Source organism: Aeromicrobium sp. P5_D10, assembly GCF_054049535.1.
The window spans coordinates 174,389-196,025 of sequence record NZ_JBFUME010000006.1 but is presented as its reverse complement, the minus strand read 5'-3'; the positions used below and the strand labels follow the sequence as shown (position 1 = coordinate 196,025).

The 21,637-nt window shown below is 64.5% G+C and carries 25 protein-coding genes and 1 riboswitch; of the genes, 10 read left to right on the top strand and 15 right to left on the bottom strand.

The features are described 5' to 3' along the window. Nucleotides 1-102: 102 nt before the first annotated feature. Nucleotides 103-1,245, bottom strand: a complete 1,143-nt coding sequence (dusB, locus tag ACXJKC_RS13490) for a tRNA dihydrouridine synthase DusB (protein WP_456697248.1) — start codon at nt 1,243-1,245, stop codon at nt 103-105. 158 nt (nt 1,246-1,403) lie between these two features. Between dusB and ACXJKC_RS13485 the strand changes: the two genes are divergently transcribed. Further along, complete coding sequence (locus tag ACXJKC_RS13485) at nt 1,404-1,604, top strand: DUF6458 family protein (RefSeq protein WP_456697247.1); 201 nt, start codon at nt 1,404-1,406, stop codon at nt 1,602-1,604. Between the two features lie 15 nt (nt 1,605-1,619). On the opposite strand, the gene ACXJKC_RS13480 is transcribed toward ACXJKC_RS13485, so the two are convergent. Further along, complete coding sequence (locus tag ACXJKC_RS13480) at nt 1,620-2,207, bottom strand: hypothetical protein (RefSeq protein ID WP_456697246.1); 588 nt, start codon at nt 2,205-2,207, stop codon at nt 1,620-1,622. A gap of 25 nt (nt 2,208-2,232) precedes the next feature. Then, the gene (locus ACXJKC_RS13475) at nt 2,233-3,618 is read right to left on the bottom strand and encodes a glycine--tRNA ligase (protein ID WP_456697245.1); all 1,386 of its coding nucleotides are present in this window, start codon (nt 3,616-3,618) and stop codon (nt 2,233-2,235) included. 160 nt (nt 3,619-3,778) lie between these two features. Between ACXJKC_RS13475 and ACXJKC_RS13470 the strand changes: the two genes are divergently transcribed. The 6 genes from ACXJKC_RS13470 to ACXJKC_RS13445 are packed head-to-tail and all read left to right on the top strand — an operon-like array spanning nt 3,779 to nt 7,168. Next, nucleotides 3,779-4,726, top strand: a complete 948-nt coding sequence (locus ACXJKC_RS13470; RefSeq protein ID WP_456697244.1) for a metal ABC transporter substrate-binding protein — start codon at nt 3,779-3,781, stop codon at nt 4,724-4,726. Beyond that, on the top strand, nt 4,723-5,502 hold the full coding sequence (locus ACXJKC_RS13465) for a metal ABC transporter ATP-binding protein (RefSeq protein ID WP_456697243.1): 780 nt from the start codon (nt 4,723-4,725) through the stop codon (nt 5,500-5,502). Before ACXJKC_RS13470 ends, ACXJKC_RS13465 begins: the two co-directional genes overlap by 4 nt. Then, the gene (locus ACXJKC_RS13460; protein WP_456697242.1) at nt 5,499-6,338 is read left to right on the top strand and encodes a metal ABC transporter permease; all 840 of its coding nucleotides are present in this window, start codon (nt 5,499-5,501) and stop codon (nt 6,336-6,338) included. The genes ACXJKC_RS13465 and ACXJKC_RS13460 overlap by 4 nt, the downstream gene beginning before the upstream one ends. Before the next feature lie 9 nt (nt 6,339-6,347). Beyond that, nucleotides 6,348-6,734 carry a Fur family transcriptional regulator gene (locus ACXJKC_RS13455; RefSeq protein ID WP_456697241.1) on the top strand — a complete coding sequence of 129 codons (387 nt, stop codon included), beginning with the start codon at nt 6,348-6,350 and terminating at the stop codon, nt 6,732-6,734. Continuing rightward, nucleotides 6,731-7,057 carry a GNAT family N-acetyltransferase gene (locus ACXJKC_RS13450; RefSeq protein WP_456697240.1) on the top strand — a complete coding sequence of 109 codons (327 nt, stop codon included), beginning with the start codon at nt 6,731-6,733 and terminating at the stop codon, nt 7,055-7,057. The genes ACXJKC_RS13455 and ACXJKC_RS13450 overlap by 4 nt, the downstream gene beginning before the upstream one ends. Before the next feature lie 6 nt (nt 7,058-7,063). Continuing rightward, nucleotides 7,064-7,168: a GNAT family N-acetyltransferase gene (locus ACXJKC_RS13445; RefSeq protein ID WP_456697239.1), complete on the top strand. Its 105-nt coding sequence runs from the start codon at nt 7,064-7,066 to the stop codon at nt 7,166-7,168. Here ACXJKC_RS13445 and ACXJKC_RS13440 read toward each other — a convergent pair. The 3 genes from ACXJKC_RS13440 to cimA all read right to left on the bottom strand — a co-directional run bounded on the left by ACXJKC_RS13440 (nt 7,165) and on the right by cimA (nt 10,559). Next, nucleotides 7,165-8,016, bottom strand: coding sequence for a hypothetical protein (locus ACXJKC_RS13440; protein WP_456697238.1), 852 nt, complete (start codon nt 8,014-8,016; stop codon nt 7,165-7,167). The two genes, ACXJKC_RS13445 and ACXJKC_RS13440, sit on opposite strands and share 4 nt — an antisense overlap. Nucleotides 8,017-8,133: 117 nt before the next feature. Continuing rightward, nucleotides 8,134-8,892, bottom strand: coding sequence for a hypothetical protein (locus ACXJKC_RS13435; protein ID WP_456697237.1), 759 nt, complete (start codon nt 8,890-8,892; stop codon nt 8,134-8,136). 44 nt (nt 8,893-8,936) lie between these two features. Further along, nucleotides 8,937-10,559, bottom strand: a complete 1,623-nt coding sequence (cimA, locus tag ACXJKC_RS13430; RefSeq protein WP_456697236.1) for a citramalate synthase — start codon at nt 10,557-10,559, stop codon at nt 8,937-8,939. A gap of 158 nt (nt 10,560-10,717) precedes the next feature. Between cimA and ACXJKC_RS13425 the strand changes: the two genes are divergently transcribed. Beyond that, nucleotides 10,718-11,410 (top strand): hypothetical protein, encoded by a 693-nt coding sequence (locus tag ACXJKC_RS13425; protein ID WP_456697235.1) that lies wholly within the window; start codon nt 10,718-10,720, stop codon nt 11,408-11,410. A 17-nt stretch (nt 11,411-11,427) separates the two neighbouring features. On the opposite strand, the gene ACXJKC_RS13420 is transcribed toward ACXJKC_RS13425, so the two are convergent. The 3 genes from ACXJKC_RS13420 to ACXJKC_RS13410 form a co-directional block, all read right to left on the bottom strand. Continuing rightward, the gene (locus ACXJKC_RS13420) at nt 11,428-12,852 is read right to left on the bottom strand and encodes an aspartate ammonia-lyase (protein ID WP_456697234.1); all 1,425 of its coding nucleotides are present in this window, start codon (nt 12,850-12,852) and stop codon (nt 11,428-11,430) included. A 131-nt stretch (nt 12,853-12,983) separates the two neighbouring features. Continuing rightward, a complete protein-coding gene (locus ACXJKC_RS13415) occupies nt 12,984-14,081 on the bottom strand; it encodes a branched-chain amino acid aminotransferase (protein ID WP_456697233.1) in 1,098 nt (365 codons plus the stop codon). 44 nt (nt 14,082-14,125) lie between these two features. Further along, nucleotides 14,126-15,205, bottom strand: coding sequence for a 3-isopropylmalate dehydrogenase (locus ACXJKC_RS13410; RefSeq protein WP_456697232.1), 1,080 nt, complete (start codon nt 15,203-15,205; stop codon nt 14,126-14,128). Nucleotides 15,206-15,711: 506 nt separating this feature from the next. On the opposite strand from ACXJKC_RS13410, the gene ACXJKC_RS13405 reads away from it, so the two are divergent. Next, on the top strand, nt 15,712-16,275 hold the full coding sequence (locus ACXJKC_RS13405; RefSeq protein WP_456697231.1) for an O-methyltransferase: 564 nt from the start codon (nt 15,712-15,714) through the stop codon (nt 16,273-16,275). Here the strand turns inward: ACXJKC_RS13405 and yczE are convergent. Both yczE and ACXJKC_RS13395 read right to left on the bottom strand, forming a co-directional pair. Further along, entirely contained in the window at nt 16,256-16,867 is a 612-nt protein-coding gene (yczE, locus tag ACXJKC_RS13400) for a membrane protein YczE (protein WP_456697230.1), read from the bottom strand. The genes ACXJKC_RS13405 and yczE overlap by 20 nt on opposite strands. Beyond that, a complete protein-coding gene (locus ACXJKC_RS13395) occupies nt 16,864-17,022 on the bottom strand; it encodes a hypothetical protein (protein ID WP_456697229.1) in 159 nt (52 codons plus the stop codon). Before ACXJKC_RS13395 ends, yczE begins: the two co-directional genes overlap by 4 nt. 60 nt (nt 17,023-17,082) lie before the next feature. On the opposite strand from ACXJKC_RS13395, the gene yczR reads away from it, so the two are divergent. Then, a complete protein-coding gene (gene yczR / locus ACXJKC_RS13390; protein ID WP_456697228.1) occupies nt 17,083-18,552 on the top strand; it encodes a MocR-like transcription factor YczR in 1,470 nt (489 codons plus the stop codon). A gap of 75 nt (nt 18,553-18,627) precedes the next feature. Here the strand turns inward: yczR and ACXJKC_RS13385 are convergent, their stop codons facing one another. From ACXJKC_RS13385 to thiM, 4 genes are all read right to left on the bottom strand, one after another. Then, nucleotides 18,628-19,305: a TenA family protein gene (locus tag ACXJKC_RS13385; RefSeq protein ID WP_456697227.1), complete on the bottom strand. Its 678-nt coding sequence runs from the start codon at nt 19,303-19,305 to the stop codon at nt 18,628-18,630. Then, a complete protein-coding gene (thiD, locus tag ACXJKC_RS13380) occupies nt 19,302-20,099 on the bottom strand; it encodes a bifunctional hydroxymethylpyrimidine kinase/phosphomethylpyrimidine kinase (protein WP_456697226.1) in 798 nt (265 codons plus the stop codon). The genes ACXJKC_RS13385 and thiD overlap by 4 nt, the downstream gene beginning before the upstream one ends. Further along, nucleotides 20,096-20,737 (bottom strand): thiamine phosphate synthase, encoded by a 642-nt coding sequence (gene thiE, locus ACXJKC_RS13375; RefSeq protein ID WP_456697225.1) that lies wholly within the window; start codon nt 20,735-20,737, stop codon nt 20,096-20,098. Before thiE ends, thiD begins: the two co-directional genes overlap by 4 nt. Further along, the gene (thiM, locus tag ACXJKC_RS13370; RefSeq protein WP_456697224.1) at nt 20,734-21,528 is read right to left on the bottom strand and encodes a hydroxyethylthiazole kinase; all 795 of its coding nucleotides are present in this window, start codon (nt 21,526-21,528) and stop codon (nt 20,734-20,736) included. The genes thiE and thiM overlap by 4 nt, the downstream gene beginning before the upstream one ends. Beyond that, a riboswitch (TPP riboswitch) is annotated at nt 21,519-21,613 on the bottom strand. (Overlaps the previous gene by 10 nt.) Nucleotides 21,614-21,637 lie beyond the last annotated feature (24 nt).

Below are 21,637 nucleotides of genomic sequence, written 5' to 3'. Positions count from 1 at the left end.
GATCCTTCGGATGAGCGGCCCACAGGCCATTACGTGACGAATAATTACGTAATGAAACGTAACGTAACGTAATGGCTGATGCAAGCCCCTTTCCAAAAAAGTTCAGCCGCCCGATGTGCCGTCCTCTGCCAATGGGTCGAGCGGGGCATCGATCGTGCGGCTGTTGAGCCACCCATCAGGCACCGAGACCTTCTTGGGGGTGCCCTGCCGTCCACGTGGCGTGCCGAGCTCGCCCACCGGGTAGGCCTCAGACGGGTCGAGCCTGGCAAGCAGCTCATCGAGGTTGGCGAATGACGAGACCATTCCGAGTTGGTGACGAACATCCTTGCCGGCGGCGAATCCCTTGAGATACCAAGCAATATGTTTGCGGAACTCAATGCAGCCACGTTCCTCGCCCAGGATGCCGGCCAGAAGTTCGACGTGGCGGCGCATGATGGCCGCGACCTCACCGAGCGTCGGCAGTTCGACGACCCGCTCCCCCGCGAACGCTGCGGCCAGATCGCGGAACAGCCAGGGCCGGCCCAAACAGCCACGACCGACGACCACACCGTCGCAGCCGGTCTGTTCGACCATCCGTATCGCGTCGGCAGCCTCCCAGATGTCGCCGTTGCCGAGAACCGGGATAGCGACTGCGGACTTGAGCTCGGCGATCGAATCCCAATCGGCCCGCCCGGAGTAGTGCTGCACCGCGGTCCGGCCGTGCAATGCGATCGCGGCCGTTCCGGTGTCCTCGGCGATGCGCCCCGCGTCGAGGTAGGTCAGGTGATCGTCGTCGATACCCTTGCGCGTCTTCATCGTGACCGGCACCCCGTAAGGCGCGGCGGCCTTGACCGACGCCGTCAGGATCTGCCCCAGAAGGACGTCCTTCCAGGGCAATGCCGCTCCCCCGCCCTTGCGGGTCACCTTGGGGACGGGACAGCCGAAATTGAGATCGACGTGATCGACGCCGTGATCCGCGCACAGGATCTCGACTGCGCGGCCGATCGTCGCGGGGTCGATGCCGTACAACTGGACCGACTTGTACTTCTCATTGGGTGCGAACGTCAGCATCGACAGACTCGTGCGGTCGCCCTCGACGATGCCGCGCGATGTGATCATCTCGCAGACGTACAGTCCAGCACCTTGCTCGGCGCAGAGCTGTCGGAATGCCGCATTCGTGACTCCGGCCATCGGCGCCAGCACAACAGGCGTGTCCACCTCGATATCGCCGAGCCGAAGAGAACGAGGCAGTGCGGCGACGGACATGACTCCATTGTCCTCACCCCGTCCATGGTTGTCGAAACCGCCACCGCCCAGCGCTCGCACAGAGCCTCGGCAGTTTGGACGGGGCGACAGTGGGTACATGCCGAACATCGCTTTGCGTAAGCTCCCATGCCGCAATGCTCCCAACGAGAGGACCGACCATGTATTTCGGTGGATCGATCGCACTTCTTGCACTCGGCGCCATCTTGGCGTTCGCGGTCCAGGACCGCATCTCCGACGTCGACCTGGTTGTCGTCGGCTACATCTGCATGGCCGCAGGCGCGTTGGGTATCGTCCTCAGCCTCGTGACCAATGCCCAGCGCACCCGCAACGCCGGACGAAATGATCTTCCGCCGCGCTGACCCGCTCGCAGGCGCTCAGGGCTTCCAGGTGATGGCGTCCTTGGCCGAGCCCGTCTGGAGGTCGACGGAAACCAGGGCCCGCCCCTTCGGGACGAGATAGACCAGGCACAACGTGGCCGACGCCCCCGGCAGGAAACTCGGCGGGAGCTTCGATTTCTGGCACGGCTTGAACGTGCCGACGATGTCACTCGCCTGCAGGTTGGTGTTGCTGTCGTCGTGGGCGTAGATCGGCAGCGCGCCACCGCCGAGCCCGGCGGGCCCCTCGTTCTTGACCTCGACCGTGACGTAGAACGGCGTGGCCTTCTTGGTCGCATCGTCGAGGGAGAAGAAGGCGAAGTCTTTGATCGACCCTCTCTTGACCTCGGCGATCTTGACCGTCACGGCACTCGCGGCCTTGTCTCCGACTTGGTAGACGACGCTGGCCGACTCATCCTGCGCCAACTTCGCGCCGCCCTTGGTCAGGGTGACGCCCGCGGGCACGTCGAAGCCCCTGGGCACGTTCGGGCTGGGTGTCGTCTCGGCCTTGCCGTCCGATCCCGAGGAGCAGCCGGCCAGCGCGAGCGCCGCGATCAGCGTCATGGCAGAAATCTTCGTTGTCAGCACGAGCCGATTGTCTGCCACGACGCGATCAGCAACCCGGCAGACGCGCCGCAAGATAGGCCGTGACCTGGTCCAGCGCGATGCGCTCTTGCTGCATCGTGTCGCGCGAGCGGATCGTGACAGCTTGATCGTCGAGCGTCTCGAAATCGACCGTGATGCAAAACGGCGTGCCGATCTCGTCCTGGCGGCGGTAGCGCTTGCCGATCGCCTGCGCATCGTCGAATTCGATGTTCCAGTACCCGCGCAGCTCAGTGGCCAGAGCCCGCGCCTTGGGCGACAGCTCTTCATTGCGAGACAGCGGCAGGACGGCCGCCTTGACCGGCGCCAGACGGTGGTCGAGCTTGAGCACCGTGCGCTTGTCGGTGCCGCCCTTGGCATTGGGCACGTCCTCCTCGACGTACGCGTCGATCAAGAAGGCCATCATCGAACGGTTGACGCCTGCCGCGGGCTCGATGACGTACGGCGTCCACCGCGTGTTGTTGGCCTGATCGAAGTACTGCAGGTCCTTGCCGGAGTGCTCGCTGTGAGTCTTGAGATCGAAGTCGGTGCGGTTGGCGATGCCCTCGAGTTCGCCCCACGTCGACCCGGCGAACTCGAACTTGTACTCGATGTCGACGGTGCGCTTGGAGTAGTGCGAGAGCTTCTCGGCGGGGTGCTCGAAGAAACGCAGGTTCTCGGGGTCGATGCCAAGACTCGTATACCAGTCCATGCGGATCTGCATCCAGGTCTCTTGCCATTCCTCGTCGGTTCCCGGCTCGACGAAGAACTCCATCTCCATCTGCTCGAACTCGCGGGTGCGGAAGATGAAGTTGCCCGGGGTGATCTCGTTGCGGAAGCTCTTGCCGATCTGGCCGATGCCGAACGGCGGCTTCTTGCGCGCGGTCGTCATGACCTGCGAGAAGTTGATGAAGATGCCCTGGGCGGTCTCGGGGCGGAGGTAGTGCAGGCCCTCCTCAGACTCAACCGGGCCGAGGAACGTCTTGAGCAGACCGTTGAACATCTTCGGCTCGGTCCACTGGCCGCGCGTTCCGCACGCCGCGCAGACGATGAGGTCCATCGTGACCGAGTCGGGGTCTTCGATGCCCTTCTTCTCCGCGTAGGCCTCTTGAAGGTGATCCTGGCGGTAGCGCTTGTGGCAGTTCTGGCACTCGACCAGCGGGTCGACGAATGCGGCGAGGTGGCCGGAGGCCTTCCAGACGTCGGTCGGCAGGATCACCGAGGAGTCGAGGCCCACGACGTCGTCGCGGCTCTGCACCATCGAACGCCACCACTGACGCTTGATGTTGTCCTTGAGCTCGACGCCGAGCGGACCGTAGTCCCAAGCGGACTTGGTACCGCCGTAGATCTCGCCGCACTGGTAGACGAATCCCCTGCGCTTGCTGAGGCTGATGACGTTGTCGACTGTTGATGCCATGAGGGGATGTTCCAATCCGGCTGGGTGTCGGCGGGCCTTGGCCGGTCATCGTGATGACCGGCGCCCGAGGTGCAACTGAGGATACCGGCGAGGCATGTCACACCCGGGACCGGCCGATCTGGATTGACAATCATTCCCACATTGTTTGAGAATGATTCCCATGAAGAAGTCCTTGGCCCTGCTCGCCGTCGTTCCGCTTGTCGCTCTCCTCGCCGCCTGCGGGTCCGATGCGAAGGACGACGGGAAGATCTCCGTCGTCGCGTCGTTCTATCCCTTGGCCTTCGTCGCCGAGCAGGTCGGCGGAACACACGTCGACGTCAGCAATCTGACGACGCCGGGCGTCGAGGCCCACGATGTCGAGCTCAAGCCCAAGCAGGTCGCCTCCGTACAGGACGCCGACCTGGTGCTGTACCAGTCAGGGTTCCAGGCCGCGGTGGATGAGGCCGTCGACCAGGCAGGACGCTCTGACGACGACACACTCGACGCAGCGTCATTGGTCTCGCTCAAGCCCGCCCTGGAGAAAAATGGCGAGCACGAGGCGGATGAGGACGAGGAGCACCACGCCGACGACGGCCACGCCCATGGCGAGGAAGACCCGCACACCTGGCTCGACCCGAGCAATATGATCGCCTTCGCCAAGGACACCTCGACGCGTCTCGCCGCGGCCGATCCGGACCACGCCGCCGAGTTCGAAGCCAATGCCGATCGGCTGATCGCCGAACTCAACGAACTCGACACCGCATTCAAGACGGGTCTGGAGACCTGCCGCACCCGCACGATCGTCACAAGCCATGCAGCCTTCCAGTACCTCGCCGCACGCTATGACCTCCAGCAGGTCGCGATCGCCGGAATCGACCCCAGCAATGAGCCCTCCCCCTCCCAGCTGGCAGCTATCACCCAGCTCGTCCGCAAGGAGAAGATCACCACGATCTTCACCGAGGAACTCGTGAGCCCGGCGATCTCCGACACCATTGCGAACGAGACCGGCGCCGGGACCGCTACGCTCGATCCCATCGAAGGGCTGTCCAAGAACACCAAGGACGAGACCTATCTGACCCTGATGCGGAACAACCTCGAGGCACTGGAGAAGGCGAACACCTGCGAATGAGCGAGCTGCCCGCGGATCGACCACTTGCAGTGCGGGGCGTCACCGTGGCACTCGACGGACGCCCCGTGCTGAACCGGGTCGACCTCGATGTGACCGCCGGAGAGTTCGTCGCTCTCTTGGGGTCCAATGGCTCCGGAAAATCGACGCTCGTGCGCGCCGCCGTCGGACTCGTCGCGACCAGCGCCGGATCGGTCGAGCTGTTCGGGACCCCTCTGGCCAAGTTCCGCGACCGCCAACGGCTCGGCTATGTGCCGCAGCGCACGCGCGCAGTCGCCGGTGTGCCCGCGACGGTCCACGAGGTTGTGATGAGCGGACGCCTGGCGCGCCGCCGTTTCATCGGTTGGCGCACCAAGGAAGACCTCGCCGCCGTCGATGCGGCGATCGCCCGGGTAGGGCTCTCTGACCGGGCACGCTCATCGGTCAGCGAGATGTCGGGCGGGCAGCAACAGCGTGCCCTGATCGCTCGCGCCTTGGCCTCCCAGGCCGAGTTGCTCATCATGGACGAACCCACCGCCGGCGTCGACCACGACAATCAGGAGTCACTTGCTGAACTCTTGGCCGGCCTGGTGACCGACGGGACGTCGGTTCTGCTGGTGGCACACGAGCTCGGCCCCCTGCGTCCACTGATCGATCGCGCTGTCGTGCTGAAGTTCGGCGAAGTCTCCTACGACGGTCCCGTCGAAGCGGTCCACGACGAGGAGCACTCGCACATCCACCGGCACGGCGGCGAACCCGACCGACCGGACGGCTTCAGCGCAGAGGGAATCTGGCGATGATCGAAATGCTTGACTACGACTTCATGCGCCGTGCTCTTGTGGCGGCCATCTTCACCGGATTGGCCGCCCCCGCTATCGGCACGTTCCTGGTCCAGCGCAGGCTTGCACTGCTCGGTGACGGCCTCGGCCACGTGGCGCTGACCGGCGTCGCCCTGGGCGTACTGACCGGCGTCGCGCCCATCCTGACTGCCGTCATCGTCGCGTCGCTCGGCGCGATCGTCATCGAACTGCTGCGGATGTACGCCCGCACGAGCGCCGATGTCGCCTTGGCGATGCTGTTCTACGGCGGCATCGCCGGCGGGATCTTGTTGATGAACCTCGCCGACGAGAGTTCGAGCGGCCTCAACGCCTACCTGTTCGGAGCGATCACGACGGTGTCAGCCGGCGATCTTGTCGTGGTCGGCATCCTCGGCGTGATCGTGATCGGCCTGTCCCTGGGCCTGTCACCCCAGCTCTTCGCGGTGTGCCAGGACGAGGAACACGCCCAGGTCAGCGGTGTCCCGGTGCGGCTCTACAGCATCCTGATCGCGATCCTGGCAGCCGTCACGATCACCGTGGCGATGCGTACTGTGGGACTGTTGCTCGTGTCGGCGCTGATGGTGGTGCCGGTCGCGGCATCCCAGCAGCTGACGCGGAGCTTTCGCACGACCCATCTGGCCGCGATCCTGATCGGATTGATCGCAGCGGTCGGCGGGCTCGTGACGAGCTACCAGATCGAGACGCAACCCGGACCTACCATCGTCCTGGTGGCCCTGGTCATCTTTGCCCTCGCATCGGTCGCTGCCGCGATCCGCAGCCGTGGCAATGCACGGCGTCACCGCGTGGAAGCAACCTGAGGAGGAGTCATGGTCGAAGCCCCCCGCAACACTCGCCAACGCCGCGCCGTCGTCGCGATCCTGGAGGATCTCGACGGTTTCGCGAGTGCCCAGGAAATCCATGACATCCTCAAGAAGCGCGGCGAATCCGTCGGACTCTCCACGGTCTATCGAAGCCTGCAGGCGCTTGCCGATGCCGCAGAAGTCGATGCGCTGCGCAATGACGACGGCGAAGTGCTGTATCGGCAATGCAGCGCCGGACACCATCACCACCTGGTGTGCCGCGCATGCGGTCGTACCGTCGAGGTCGAAGGACCGACAGTTGAACGGTGGGCCGACAAGATCGCCGACGAAAACGGCTTCAGCGATGTCGCCCACACCCTTGAGATCTTCGGTACCTGCTCGCAGTGCTCATGAACGTGCGTGTCACGTCAGGAGATCTGCTCACAGCACAGGACGTCTACGACATCTGGAAGATCCGCGATGCGGTCTTCGCCTTCGAACAGCACGTCGAAGACATCGATGTGGACGGCCTGGATCTCTTGGCGAGCACAACACACCTGTGGCTCGCCGACGTCCACGGGCCCACGAGCTATCTGCGGGTCTTCATGTCTGACGGCGAGCCACATATCGGCCGTGTCTGTACCCGTAGGGAACACCGCGGCCAGGGTCTTTCAGGCCGCCTGATGGCCGAGGTGAACAGGCTCTGGGGCGCCCAGAGCCTGCACCTCAACGCATAGGCGTACTTGGAGAAGTGGTACGAATCATTCGGCTACGCGCGCACCGGCCCCGACTTCGACGAAGCCGGGATCGATCATGTGCCGATGACTCGACCGGCTTCGATCAGTTAGACCGGTCCGGTCTCGAACCACGCATCCGGGATCGCCGCCAAGGAATCGCTGTTGCAGCGGGCCCGCGGATCAGCCATCACGGCTGAAGCCAAATACGAGCCAGCAGCGACCTCGGTGTCCCCGGCTGCCATGAACATCTTGGTGTTCGCGAAGCTGATGCTCACCTTCTGGACCTGATCGCGGCTCACGATGTAGGGACCGTGCTGGCCACTGGGCTGACCTCCGAGCACATCGCTTCTCATCGCGATCAGCGACTGCGTATCAGTTTGTGCCAACTTCGAACGGTCCCGGTCCTGGAAGCCGATCGTCGTTGTGAAAGTCGTGCAGTTGGTCGCATTGAAGGCAACCATCAACTGGTCAATGCCTTGCAGCGCCCGCGCATACCGCTTTCCGCCCATGGTCACTGCTTGATTGCGCACTCCCATCGAGGACCCGAGCGAAGGAGCCGTCGTCAGGTCGATCCACTTGTAGACCGGCAATGTGCGCGCGGCGCTCGTGCCCGACTTGATCTTGCCCGACTTGCCCTTCACGACACGGAAGCTCGTGTTTCCGCCCTTGACCAGCTTGGTCGACAACGCGAACGTGCGCTTCGACGAGATCTTGACCGTCCCGATCTTCTTCCAGCCGCCGCCGACGTACTTGCGCTGGACTGTGACCTTCTTGCCCTTCAGGCTCTTGGCGCTCTGACCCGAGACTTTGCCGCTGACCTTGACCTTGGCACCGACGTCGGCTTTGGTCCTCGACACCTTGGCCGTCACGGTGAACGACTTCGGCGCTGCCTCGGCGGCCGTGATGCTCCCTGCCGCCAGCACTACTCCAAGCGCCATGGCGCCCGCGATCTTCTTCACGTGTTCTCCTAGCTCGTGTCCCCCGAGCGGTCGTGATTCTACCGTGGGTCATGCACCTTTTCGCTGCAGATTTCCGGGAGAAGGCCCAGGTCGATCTGTTTGCCCATGATCGGCCGGCTATCTCGTCACCGCAACAGCGTTGATCGCCTCGAGTAAGTCACCCTTGACCGTGGCCGCATAGTCACCGACGGCACCGGCCGCGCTGTCGAACTGGTCACCGTAGTTGAACGAGTAGTTGCGGTTCGCGTCGATACGGTCGGCCAGCAGCGTCGACTGGTCGATGACGTACTGCAACGCACCGACCACCCTGTCGGCGAGTTTGTGCTGACCCCGTGGGACGCGTGCCGCCTCGAACTCCCCGCGCGCCCGGACGAATGCCGGGATGAGCTTCTCGCGAATCGGTCGGCTACTGCTGACTCCACCGAAACCGACGTAGTCCGAGACCTTGTGTCCCAGCGCTTCGTAACACGCGGCGATGAAATCGAGCGCGAGATCGGCTCGGCGCAGTTCGCGACGCAGTTCCCGATACGGATCGAGCAGTGTCTCCTGGATCCGCTGAGCGTCGGCGTAGGCCGCCGAACGCTCGGCGCCGTCGGTAGATGCCTGTCCCAGCACTGGTCGTTTGGCGGTCGCGGCGTCGAGCACTTTGACCAATTCACCGGGGTCGTCCTCACCCGAGCCGTTGATGGCTTCGACGACGGCCGAACGGAACAAGCCCACTTCGCTGACGAACCTGTCTGCCGTGCGGTCGGCTTCGGCGATCCGATCAGTCTGCGCCTGGTTCTGGACGATGATGGCCGTGCCAATGGCAGCGGCCAATACAAGCGTGGCAAATGTCGGCAGGAACACTGCCCATCGACGCCCGCTGTGGTTCACATATTCACGTTGACACCCCGACGTTCAGCGCGCAATCGCCACGATCAGTCGTTGATGTACGGCTCGACGCCGTGCAGTCGCAGCCCATACGTCATCGCATCGACTAGCGCCTCCCAGGCGGCCTCGATGATATTGGCACCGACGCCGACCGTGACCCACACGTCCTTGCCGTCGGTCGTCTCGATCAGCACACGGGTTGTGGCATCCGTGCCATGTCCCTGATCGAGGATTCGAACCCGGAAATCGGTCAGATGGAATCGGGCGACGTCCGGGTAGACCTGTTCGATCGCCTGCCGCAGGGCGTGATCGAGCGCGTTGACCGGACCATTGCCCTCGCCGATGACGGCCAGTCGCACTCCCCCGGCCGTCAGCTTGACCGTTGCCTCGGCGACTGCGGCACCGCTACGGACTGATTCGGCCAGCACCCGCCACGACTCGACATTGAAGAAACTCGGGCGCGCACCGTCCATCTCTTCGGCGAGCAGCAGTTCGAAGGAGGCATCGGCGGCCTCGAAGGTGTAACCCGTTTGCTCCTTCTCCTTGACCAGATCGGTCAGGCGCGCGAGCCGTTCGGGCTCGGCGGCCAGGTCATAGCCGAGTTCTTTGCCCTTGAGCTCGATCGTCGCGCGACCTGCCATCTCCGAGACCAGGAGGCGCATATCGTTGCCGACGAGCGCCGGATCGATGTGCTGGTACAGGTTCGGATCGACGCGGATCGCGCTGGCGTGCAGCCCGGCCTTGTGCGCGAACGACGAGACGCCGGTGTACGGCTGACGCGCATGCGGCGGATAGTTGGTGATCTCGGAGATGGCATGCGAGATACGGGTCGCTTCGGCCAGATGACCTTCTGGAAGCACCGCTTGGCCGAGCTTGAGCTCCAGGTTCGCCACACAAGTCACCAGGTCGGCATTGCCCGTCCGCTCGCCGTAGCCGTTGATGCAACCCTGCAGATGTGTCGCACCGGCCTGGACCGCGGCGAGCGAGTTCGCCACGGCGCAGCCGGTGTCGTTGTGAGCGTGGATCCCCAACCGCGCCCCGGTAGCGGCGACGTCGGCGACAATCTCGGCCACCCAGTGCGGCAGCATTCCGCCGTTGGTGTCACACAGCACCGCGACCTCGGCACCGGCCTCAGCCGCGACCTGGACGACCTCGAGGGCGTAGTCACGATTGGCCCGGTAGCCGTCGAAGAAGTGCTCCAGGTCGACGAACACCCGTTGGCCCTCTCCACGTAGGTGAGTCACCGAGTCGCGCACCATGGCCAGGTTTTCTTCCAAGGTGGTCCGCAGGGCAAGCTCGACGTGCCGGTCATGGCTCTTGGCCACGAGCGTGACGACGGACGCACCCGAGTCTCGCAACGCGGCGACCTGTGCATCGTCGGCGGCAGCGATCCCGACCTTGCGGGTCGAGCCGAATGCCGCGAGGGTCGCGTGCCGAAGATCCAGCTCCTTGGCCGCCAGCTTGAAGAACTCGGTGTCCTTGGGATTGGAGCCGGGCCAGCCGCCCTCGATGTAGCCGACACCCAAGTCGTCCAGGTGGCGCGCGATGTGCAACTTGTCCTGCACCGAGAGGTTGAGCCCCTCCTGCTGTGCGCCGTCACGCATCGTGGTGTCGTAGACGTGGAAGTCACTGACCTGCTGCCGCCCTGAATTCACTGGGTCTGGGTTCACTGCTTCGTCCTTCGTTCTGGTGGGCATCGTCTGAGAAACAAAAAAGCCTCCCAGTGCAGTGGGAGGCAGCGCGTCGGGAAGGTGGATTCAGTTCCCGGCGCGCCTGTCGATAATCATCGCGATGCTTTGCATGGGCGCCAGTCTAGACTGATCGGGTTATGACCGCCAGACCCGTCCCCCACGCGACGGGGCCCGATGTCATGTACGCCGTCATGACCAGCACCCCGTTGGAGACCGAGGACCTCATACCTCCCCCATCGCCGGAACTGCTGCGTCACTACGGCAGTTCCGATGCCGCGCTGGGCCGGCTGCAGTCCCGGCAGCACCAGTTGCTCCTCATGCGGAGCACCAGTGTGGACACCGCGGCGTTCACGCAACGCGACACCCGGATCGAGGCGCTCCAGATCGCGGAGGAGCACGACGGTGTCGTCGTCGACTTGAGCATTCCCCGCGTGATCGAGCAGAGCTCCAGCTCGGTGTCACTCGCGCACGCGACCCAGTGGTACGTCGTCGACTACAGCTCACTGGACCGATCCGAGCTACGCACCGTCGGGCTGAAGTCGTTCGGGCTTCCAGAGATCCTGCTGACCGACGTCGACCAGGCACGCCATCCCATGTTCAGCGCGGTGCTGGCCGGGCTCGTGCACCGGCTCATCGCCGAATGGCCGGCCAACGACCCCGTGGGCGATGCCACCATCACACTGCGCGACATCGCCTACGGACTCGGTGACGCCGAAGCCCCCGAAACACCCAAGGACCGCTACATCGGCTGCGTCATCGAGTACGACGCCGCAGCCGATGTACTAGTGGTGCGGATTGACGGCGATCCGGCAACGGCCATCTTCGCCTGAGCCGCACCACACAGCGGCTACAACTGGGTTGCCACCGGGGGGCGGGGAGCCAGATTGGCCAACACCTCGGGACGCAAGATGGCCTCGAGCTGCTCGCGCGGCAGGAGCCCGCGCTCCAGCACGAGTTCGGCGACGCCGCGTCCGGACTGCAGCGCTTCCAGCGCGACCTCGGTGGCTGCGGCGTACCCGATATATGGATTCAACGCGGTCACCAAGCCGATCGAGTTCTCCACTTCGGCCCGCAACAGTTCCTCGTTGGCCGTGATGCCGTCGACACAGCGCGTCGCCAACACCAGGACGGCCTCACGAAGACGTGAGATTCCGGCCGACAGCGAATAGCAGATGACCGGTTCGAAGGCGTTGAGCTGCAACTGGCCACCCTCGGCCGCCATCGTCACGGTCATATCGTGACCGATGACCTGGAATGCGACCTGGTTGACAACCTCGGGGATCACAGGGTTGACCTTGCCCGGCATGATGCTCGATCCGGCTTGCACGGGGGGCAGGTTGATCTCGTTGAATCCGGCACGCGGCCCGGACGAGAGCAGTCGCAGATCATTGCAGATCTTCGAGAGTTTGACCGCAACGCGCTTGAGCGTTCCCGACAGCTGGACGAACGCACCGCAGTCCTGGGTTGCCTCGATCAGGTCGACAGCCGTCTCCAACGGGAGTCCGGTGAGCTCGGCGAGGTGGCCGCAGGCGATCGGAACGTAGCCACCGGGAGCGTTGAGCTGAGTGCCGATCGCGGTCGCTCCGAGGTTGATCTCATGCAGCAGCAGCACGGCCTCGCTCAGGCGTGCCCGGTCCTCGCCGATCATGAGCGAATAGGTCCGGAACTCCTGACCCAGTGTCATCGGCACGGCGTCTTGCAGCTGCGTGCGCCCCATCTTGAGCACGTCATGGAATTCATCGGCCTTACGGGCGAATGACGCCTCCAGGACTTCCATCGCCGCCAGCAGATCGTGCGTGGCCAGGATGATCGCGATCTTGATCGCGGTCGGGTAGACGTCATTGGTCGACTGGCTCAGATTGACGTGCTCATTGGGGTGGATGAAGGCGTAGTCGCCCTTCTTGTGTCCCAGAATCTCCAGTGCCCGGTTCGCGATGACCTCGTTGGCGTTCATATTGGTCGACGTGCCGGCACCGCCCTGAATCACGTCGACCACGAACTCGTCGACCAGCGCACCCCCGCGAATTTCCTCGCAAGCGGTGCGAATCGCGCCGTAGCGTTCGTCGTCAAGCAGGCCGAGCTCGTTATTGGCCGCTGCCGCTGCCTGCTTGACAGCAGCAAGCGCCGCCACCAGATAGGGGCTCGTACCGATCGGGATGCCGGTGATGGGGAAGTTTTCGAGGGCACGGAGTGTGTGGACACCCCAGTACGCGTCGAGAGGAACCTCACGGTCTCCGATCAGGTCATGCTCGGAACGTGTGGCGTCGGACATGGATTCTCCTAGGTAGGGACAGTTCTCAGGTCCAGTTCATCACAGATTGGATCCAAAGTGGTGAAGCACGTTCCGCTACCCATGAGTAACCGAGTTCGCACTTCTGCTGCCCCTTCCCAGCAGACAGTTTCCTAGGACGTGACGGGGTGCAACCAGCCGTGTCGGTCCTCAGCACGGCCGTATTGGATGTCGACCAGCGCCGCTCTGATGTCGGTGGTGACCTTGCCGGGTTCGCCATCGCCGGTGACGGCCTCGCCGCCGTCCCACTTGAGCGAACCCACGGGTGTCACGACCGCAGCCGTGCCACACGCAAACACCTCAGTGATCGAGCCGTCTTTGGCACCTTCGCGCCATTCGTCGATCGAGATCCTGCGCTCGACAACTTCGTGGCCGAGGTCGCGAGCAAGCTGCATGATCGAATCGCGTGTGATGCCCTCCAGGATCGAGCCGGACAGCTCCGGGGTGACGATCGAGCCGTCCGACCTCACGAAGTACAGATTCATCCCGCCGAGCTCTTCGATCCATTTGTGCTCGACGGAGTCGAGGAATGCCACCTGCGCACAGCCATTCGCGCTGGCCTCCTGCTGTGGGAGCAGGCTGGCTGCGTAGTTGCCGCCGCACTTGGCCGCACCCGTGCCACCGGTACCCGCACGCGAGTATTCAGACGACAGCCAGATCGAAACGGCCTGCATACCGCCGGGAAAGTACGCGCCCGCAGGCGAAGCGATGACCGAGTAGGTCACATGCTGGCTCGGTCGGACGCCGAGGAAGACCTCGGAGGCGAACATGAAGGGACGCAGGTAGAGGCTCGTCTCGCCGCCTGCGGGCACCCAGTCGCGGTCGGCCGCGATGAGGGCTTCGATCGAACCGATGAACCAGTCAGTCGACAACTCGGGCAGGGCCAGGCGGTGAGCAGAACGCTGCATGCGGGCAGCATTGGCCTCAGGCCTGAACAACCAGACTGATCCATCGGCGTGGACGTAGGCCTTCAGACCCTCGAAGATCTCCTGCGCGTAGTGCAACACTGCGGTCGCCGGATCGATCTGCAACGGCCCGTACGGGACCACCCGGCCATCGGCCCAGCCGGTCTCGGGCGTCCATTCGGCCAAGAACATGTGGTCGGTGAAGTGATTGCCGAAGCCCGGGTCGGCGAGGATCGCGGCACGCTGCTCAGCGCTCCTAGGCGCCGGGTTCTGCGTGAGTGTGGCTGCGAACGGGGTGGAGGTCATATTCGTCACGGTACAACTTTCTGGGTTCGGTGGGTAAACGGTCGTCAGGCGACCGATACGCCCGCGGCCGTACTCAGATCCGTGACGCGCTGTGTGATGGCCTCTCCCACCTCCTGCGTGGAACGAGTAGTCGTGCGCTCGGCGATGTCAGCCTCGACGGCCGCCGTGACCTGCGCTGCTGCTTCGGGGAAACCAAGGTGCTCCAGCAGCATTCCGCCGGACAGGATGGCAGCGGTCGGATCGGCCTTCGACTGGCCGGCGATATCGGGTGCCGAGCCATGGACTGGCTCGAACATGCTTGGCACTGACCGGTCGGGGTTGACGTTGCCGCTGGCGGCCAGCCCGATTCCGCCGGTGATCGCGGCAGCCAGGTCGGTCAGGATGTCGCCGAAGAGGTTGTCGGTGACGATGACGTCGAACCGGGACGGATCAGTCACCAAGAAGATCGTGGCCGCATCGACGTGCAGATAATCGACTGTGACGTCGGGGAACTCGGGCGCGATCGCATCGACGGTACGCGTCCAGAGGTGACCTGCGTGGACGAGGACATTGTTCTTGTGGACCAGCGTCAGCTTCTTGCGCGGACGTGCCTGCGCGCGAGCGAAGGCGTCACGCACGACCCGCTCGACGCCGAATGCGGTGTTGATGCTGACCTCGGTCGCGAGCTCGTGTGGTGTGCCGACCCGGATCGCACCGCCATTGCCGACGTACGGCCCCTCAGTGCCTTCGCGAACGACGACGAAGTCGATTTCGCCGGGATCGCCCAGGGGCGAGCCGACGCCCGTGAACAGCTTGGACGGTCGCAGGTTGACGTAGTGATCCAGTTCGAAGCGCAGCTTGAGCAGCAGGCCACGCTCCAAGACACCGGACGGCACACTCGGGTCGCCGATGGCGCCCAACAAGATCGCGTCGTGTCCGCGAATCTCCGCTAGCACCGAGTCGGGCAGGGTCTCGCCAGTCGCGTGGTACCGCCGTGCGCCGAGATCGTAATCGGTCGTGTGGAACGAGATTCCGTGCGATGGCGCCACCGAGTTCAGCACCTGCAAAGCCTGCGAGGTGACCTCGGGTCCGATGCCGTCACCGGCGACAACTGCGAGCGAGAAAGACTTGGTCATGGGCGTCATTCTACGGATGATGTCTCAGGATGTGAAACCCGAGTATCATCATGCGGTCAGTTGTCATCGGGACGGTCGGCCAGTTCGAGCTCGATCGGACGAGCGTCGTCGCGCAGATGCGCGGGGCCCCACTCCATCAGCTGCGGTTCCATGATGATCTCCTTTGCGAATCGGACGGTTTGTCGGCTGCGTGTCCGGCGGAGTCCCGCCGTCCAGCACGCCGCAAACGTCCCGGGATCAGCCAGGAGAGTTCAGCGAGTGTGGGATCAGATCATGATCACCTACCCTGCGGCGGAACGGCGGGCCAACGCCGAAACTCCGCGGCAGGGTGTAGCCCTAAGAGGCCCTGCCGCGGCAAGCGATTACTACAAGCTGCTTCCGCATGGTAGGGATAACCATAACGTCTCCCCCGGTTTCTGTAAGTACCTACCGCGCGTGTCTCACCCTGTGGTCATCTCTTCGCCGACGAGACGTCGCGGGCGGGGAACGTGCGCGACTCGTGACAGACTGGCCACGTGAGTGCACCAGCTGAAGTCCCCGATCTCGTCGCCAGCGCTCTGAACCTCTCGCGTCAGCGTGGCTTCATCACCTCGATCCGCAATGAGACCGGTCGCCTGCTCGCATCGCTCGCCGCCTCGCGCACCGGAACCCTGGCCGAGCTCGGCACCGGCTGCGGCGTCGGCTCGGCGTGGCTGTCGAGCGGCGCTCCCAAGTCAGCTCACGTCGTGAGCGCCGAGCTCGATCCGGCGCTGGCCGGCGACGTGCAGAGGATCTTCGCCGACACTCCCAATATCGACGTGATCGCCGGCGACTGGTCGACGCTCGAGCAATATGCACCGTTCTCGATGCTGTTCGTCGATGTTCGCGAAGTCATGGAGAGTATCGATGTGCTGGCCGATCTGATGGAGCCCGGCGGCATCGTGATCCTCGATGACTTCGTCCCGTCGGACTACTGGCCACCCATCGTCGAGGGCCGTGTCGACACGGTACGAGAGCAGTGGCTGACCGATGAGCGGTTCGCCGCGGTGGAGATGCTGATCGACGTCCACGCGTCGTTGATCATCGCGACGCGGCGCTGACCTTCTCGGGCACCTTGGCCGCAGTCAGCGGCAAGAACACCTGGACCAGGGGCCCGATCGCAAGCGCGTACAGAACCGTTCCGACCCCCACGGTGCCGCCCAGAACGAAACCGACCGCCAACACGGTCACCTCGATGACGGTGCGCCACAAACGCACGCTTCGACCCGTGCGCCGCACAAGGCCGAGCCACAGACCATCGCGTGGCCCGGGGCCGAGCGCGGCGCCGATGTAGAGCGCACCGGCGAAGGCGTTCCCCACGACTCCCCCGACCAGGAGCAGAATCCGCAACCACATCTCGTCGGGCTGAGCGATGACCGCGATACCGAAGTCGGCTGCGAGCCCGATGACCACGACATTGAGCACGGTTCCGACGCCGGGCATCTGACGTAAAGGGATCCAGAGCAGGAGGACGACGGCACCTGTCGCGATGACAACCTGCCCGAACGTCAGGGACACGTGATTCGTGATGCCCTCGTGGAAGACGTCCCAAGGGTCCAGACCCAATGTCGACTCGACCAACATCGCCATCGTGAAGCCATAGAGGAACAATCCGACATTGAGCTGGATCAACCGCGCGACGAGACTCCTCATCGTTGAAGTTCGCGGTCGACCCACGTGCCGAGCTCCTCGCGATGGCTGCGCGGCGGGGATGTGAATCCATAGCCGTCACTCGCCACGAGGCGCCACAGATGCACGACCAGGACAACCAACGCGATCAACGCGACTCCTGCAACTAACACGCTCATAGAACCAGAGTGCCTGCAATTGGCCCTTGATAAAATAGCCAATTGTGAAACACTGGCCTCGTGTCAGTGACTCTTTCCGCCCATCGGCTCTCGACTCTCCTGGGCGACCTCGACGGATCCGGACCGACCTATCGGCTGATCGCCGAACGTATCCGCCTGCTCGTCGTCGACGGACGAGTGGCAGACGGGAGCAGGCTCCCGTCCGAGCGCGAACTCGCGACAGCCCTCGGTGTGAGCCGGACGACGACCACCCGCGTATACGCCGAGCTTCGCGACACCGGGATCCTGCATTCCCGACAAGGCTCAGGCAGCATCATCCAAGTCCCGCTCGCGGCCTCGAGTGCCAGCAGCATGATCATCACTCCCGACGACGCGGATACCATCGCACTGACGTACTCGGCGCCCATCGGACCGCCCGGCCTCGCTCGCGCCTTCGAGTCCGCCGCCGCCAAGTTGCCCGGGCTGCTGTCGACGACGGGCTATCTGCCCGACGGGCTGCCTGTTCTTCGCGAACTCCTGGCGCAGCGGTACACCGATGGCGGTCTGCCCACCGATCCGGAGCAGATCATCGTCACCAGTGGGGCGATGGGCGCGATTTCGCTGCTGGCACGGGCACTCATCGCGCCCGGGGAACGGATCGTCGTCGAGGGCACGAGCTATCCGCACGCACACGACTCTTTCGAGTCGGTCGGTGGGCGGCTCTCAGCACTGCCGGTGCGCAGCTCGCCCTGGGATATCGAGTCGCTGACCGCGATGTTGGCTGGAGGATCGCACCGAGCGGCCTACTTCATCCCCGATTTCCACAATCCGACCGCCGCCGTCATGTCCCACGAGGAACGATCCGTCTGGGCCCGCGAGTTACGACGTCACGATGTGATCCCGATCGTCGACGAGTCGCTGCGCGAGATCAACCTCGACGGCGTCGAGCTGCCGCCGGTTTTCGCGACCTACGATCCGCGTGCGGTCCTGATGGGATCGTCGTCGAAGTCGTACTGGGGCGGATTGCGGGTCGGTTGGCTCCGCGCACCGCATGATCTGGTCATGCCGCTGGTCCAAGCCAGGATGATGGACGATCTCGGCACCTCGGCCTTCGACCAACTCGTCGTCGCCGAACTGCTCGCCGAAGGCGGCCAGACCGCTGCGGCGGGTCGGGCTCGACTCAGATCGGCCCGCGACCATCTTCTCGCCGAGCTCGCGAGGCAGCTGCCCGATATCGAGGCGCCCTGCCCCACCGGCGGGTTGAACCTGTGGGTCACTCTTCCTGAACGTATGTCGTCCAGGCTCACAGTCGCCGCGTCACGTCACGGCCTGCTGTTGACACCTGGACCGCGATTCTTCTCCCACGTCGGCTCGGCCGGCGAGCGCCATCTGCGCATCCCTTACACGCAGTCACACGAGGCCCTGACCGAAGCCGTCGGCCGGCTCCAGCTGGCCTACCAGGACGTCCTCGGCCCCACGCGCCACAGCACCAGTCGTCATCACCAGCAGTCCAGCAGCGGCGCCAAAGAAACCCTCGACATGATCGCCTAACCCCACGCTGAGGAGGGGGTTACCGCCCTGCGGCGAGAGAGTTGCCGCACCGTCATGGGAACGACAAGTACCTCGTCATGGGGCGACAAGTACCTCCTCAACGGGGGTGGGCCAGGTTTGACCTTGCCAGGCCGCGTCCCAGAACATCCACTCGAAACGGGTCGCGCGCTGGTAGGCCTCCAGCAGCGGGGCGGTGTCACCGGCGACCTTGTCGAGATAAGCCTCTGCACGGCGGACCGCGGCATCGAACTCGGGGGCGGCATATGTGTCGATCCAGGCAGCGTACGGATGCTCCCCCGCCGCGCGTCGCGACAAGATGTGCCTGCCCACCTCGGCGTAGACCCGGAAGCACGGCAGCACCGCCGCGATGCCGACATCGAACGCCTGAGTCGCCGCTGCGGACTCCAGGAATCCGGTGTATGCGACACAGGTCGGGGTGGCCTCGGGCACCGTATCGACATCGGGATCGAGTCCCCGCGGCGCCAAGAATTCACGATGCAGCTCGCGTTCGGCCGAGATCGCGCCGACCGCTGAGGCGGCGAGCATCTCGGCACCCTCGGCATCGTCGGCCCGCACCGCGAGTTGGGCCAGAACGCGCGCGTAACGGTCGAGATAGTGCGCATCGTCGACCAGGTAGCGGACAAATACCGACTCGGGCAGGGTGCCGTCGATCAGTCCCAACAAGAAGGGATGGTCACAGATCGCCGAGAACCAGTCATCGACCGACTCCCAAAGCTGCTCGGAAACACTCATGCTGGCACCCCATGATCGACTGGTCCATTGCCGTGACCGACCTCGCGATCCGCACCCGCGACGATTGCTCGCGTCAGGTACGCCTTGGCCGAGGCCACTGCGTCCGCCATGGATTCGCCTCGGACCAGGTACGCCGCGATCGCCGATGACAGCGTGCAGCCTGTTCCATGTGTGTTCCGGGTCTGGACACGAGGTGCCGACAGTCGGCGCACCCCAGAATCCGACACCAGGACGTCGACGCTGTCCGCGCCCGCGAGATGGCCGCCCTTCGCGAGTACATATTGCGGCCCCAGCTCCAGGAGCGCCCGACCGGCGGCCTCCAGTTCGTCCAATGACGCCACTGTTCGTCCTGTCAGTACCTCGGCCTCCGGTGCATTGGGCGTCACGACCGTGGCCAGCGGGAGCAACAGATCGCGGATCGCGGCGACCGCTTCCTCGGAAACGAGCCTGTCGCCGGAAGTCGCCACCATGACCGGATCGAGCACGACGGCCGGAACCGGTCGTTCACGAAGCATCTTCGCGACGGTCTGGACGACTTCGACGCTACCCAGCATGCCGATCTTGACGGCCAGGACGTCGAGGTCATCGACCACGGATCGATACTGCGCGGCGATGAAATCTGCCGGCACCGCATGGATCCCGGTCACGCCCTGGGTGTTCTGCACGGTCAACGCGGTGATGACCGTCGCTCCGTACACGCCGAGCGCACTGGCGGTCTTGAGATCGGCCTGGATTCCGGCGCCGCCGGACGGATCGGATCCGGCAACGGTCAGCATCACGGGTGTGCGGCTCATCTGATCGCACCTCTTTCTTGCAGTCCTTGGTCGACGGCCGCCAACAGAGCCCTCGCGGCGGCTGCCGGGTCCTCGGCAGCGCAGATCGCGCTGACCACGGCAATCCCGTCGGCGCCGGCCGCGACGACATCGCGCGCATTGTTGACGTCGATGCTCCCGATCGCGATGAGTGGCAACCTCCCAGCTAGCCGCGAGGCGATCTCGCGGACTCCCCCGAGTCCGAACGGGGCTGTCGTATCGGTCTTGGTCGGCGTCGCCCAGACGGGACTGGCCGCAACGTAGTCACACGCCGCCAGTTGACGCTCGTCATCGAGTTGGTCCAGGTCATTGACCGACCAGCCGATCACCGCGCCGTCGCCCAGCGCAGCTCGTGCGGTGACAGGATCTGTGTCGGAGACGCCCACATGGACTCCATCGCCCCACCCGGCCGCCTCGAGGTCGTCGTTGGCGAGCACAGCCACCGATTTCGGCAACGCCGAGCGCAGACGTGACACCGTCGCGAGACGATCGGCCGATGTGCCCGACTTGTCACGTACTTGGACGCACGTCACACCTCCCGACACTGCGGCCGCGACGATCGCGTCGAGACCGTCGTAGCCGGGGTCGGTGACCAGATACAAGCGGAGATCGAGAGTCATGACAGGTCGATGCGCGCAGCATCGAGCCAGGACGGGTCCAAGCTCGCGAGTTCGTCCAGCAACCGCACCCGGAACGATCCAGGACCGACGGCGTCCCGTCCGGCCCGCTGCCCTGCGACCGCGAGGATCGCCATCGCGGCCACTGAGGCATCGAAAGGGTCCTCAGTGACTGAGCAGCACGCGGCGACGAGCGCCGTCGCCGAACAGCCCAGGGCAGTCACCATCGGCATGAACGCATGTCCGCCGTGGACCACCGCGGTGCGGCTCCCGTCGGTGATGACGTCTTGGACACCCGTCACGACAACGACCGAAGACAACTCCCCCGCGAGTTTCCGCGCACCCGCGAGCGCATCGAGCGATGCGGCCTGGCTGTCGACGCCCCGCCCGCCTGCCTGCGATGTGGCAATGGCCAAGATCTCGCTGGCATTGCCGCGGATAACCGTAGGCGCGTGCTGCAACAGGTCTGCGACGATAGTGCGCCGGTAGGACGTCGCACCGACTGCGACGGGGTCGAGCACCCACGGAGTACCCGACTCACGTGCGGCCTCGGCCGCGGCCGTCATGCCATCGACCCAGGAAGGTGACGGCGTGCCGATGTTTATGCCGACGGCAGAGGCAATCCGTGCGAACTCGCCGGCCTCGTGCGGATCGTGCACCATCGCCGGCGACGCCCCCACGGCGTTGAGGACATTGGCAGCAATGTCCATCGATACGTAGTTGGTGATGTATTGCACCAATGGCGACTGCTCGCGGACCGCGGTGGCAATCGTGGACGTGACATGATTCGTCATGGCAGGCTCCCTCGCGCCGGTGTTAACCGGATCAGGTTCGGCGGGTCTCATCTCAGCCCCTGGTGGGGCACCCCGGCCTTGCACCTCGAACCTATCGCAGACGTCGCGC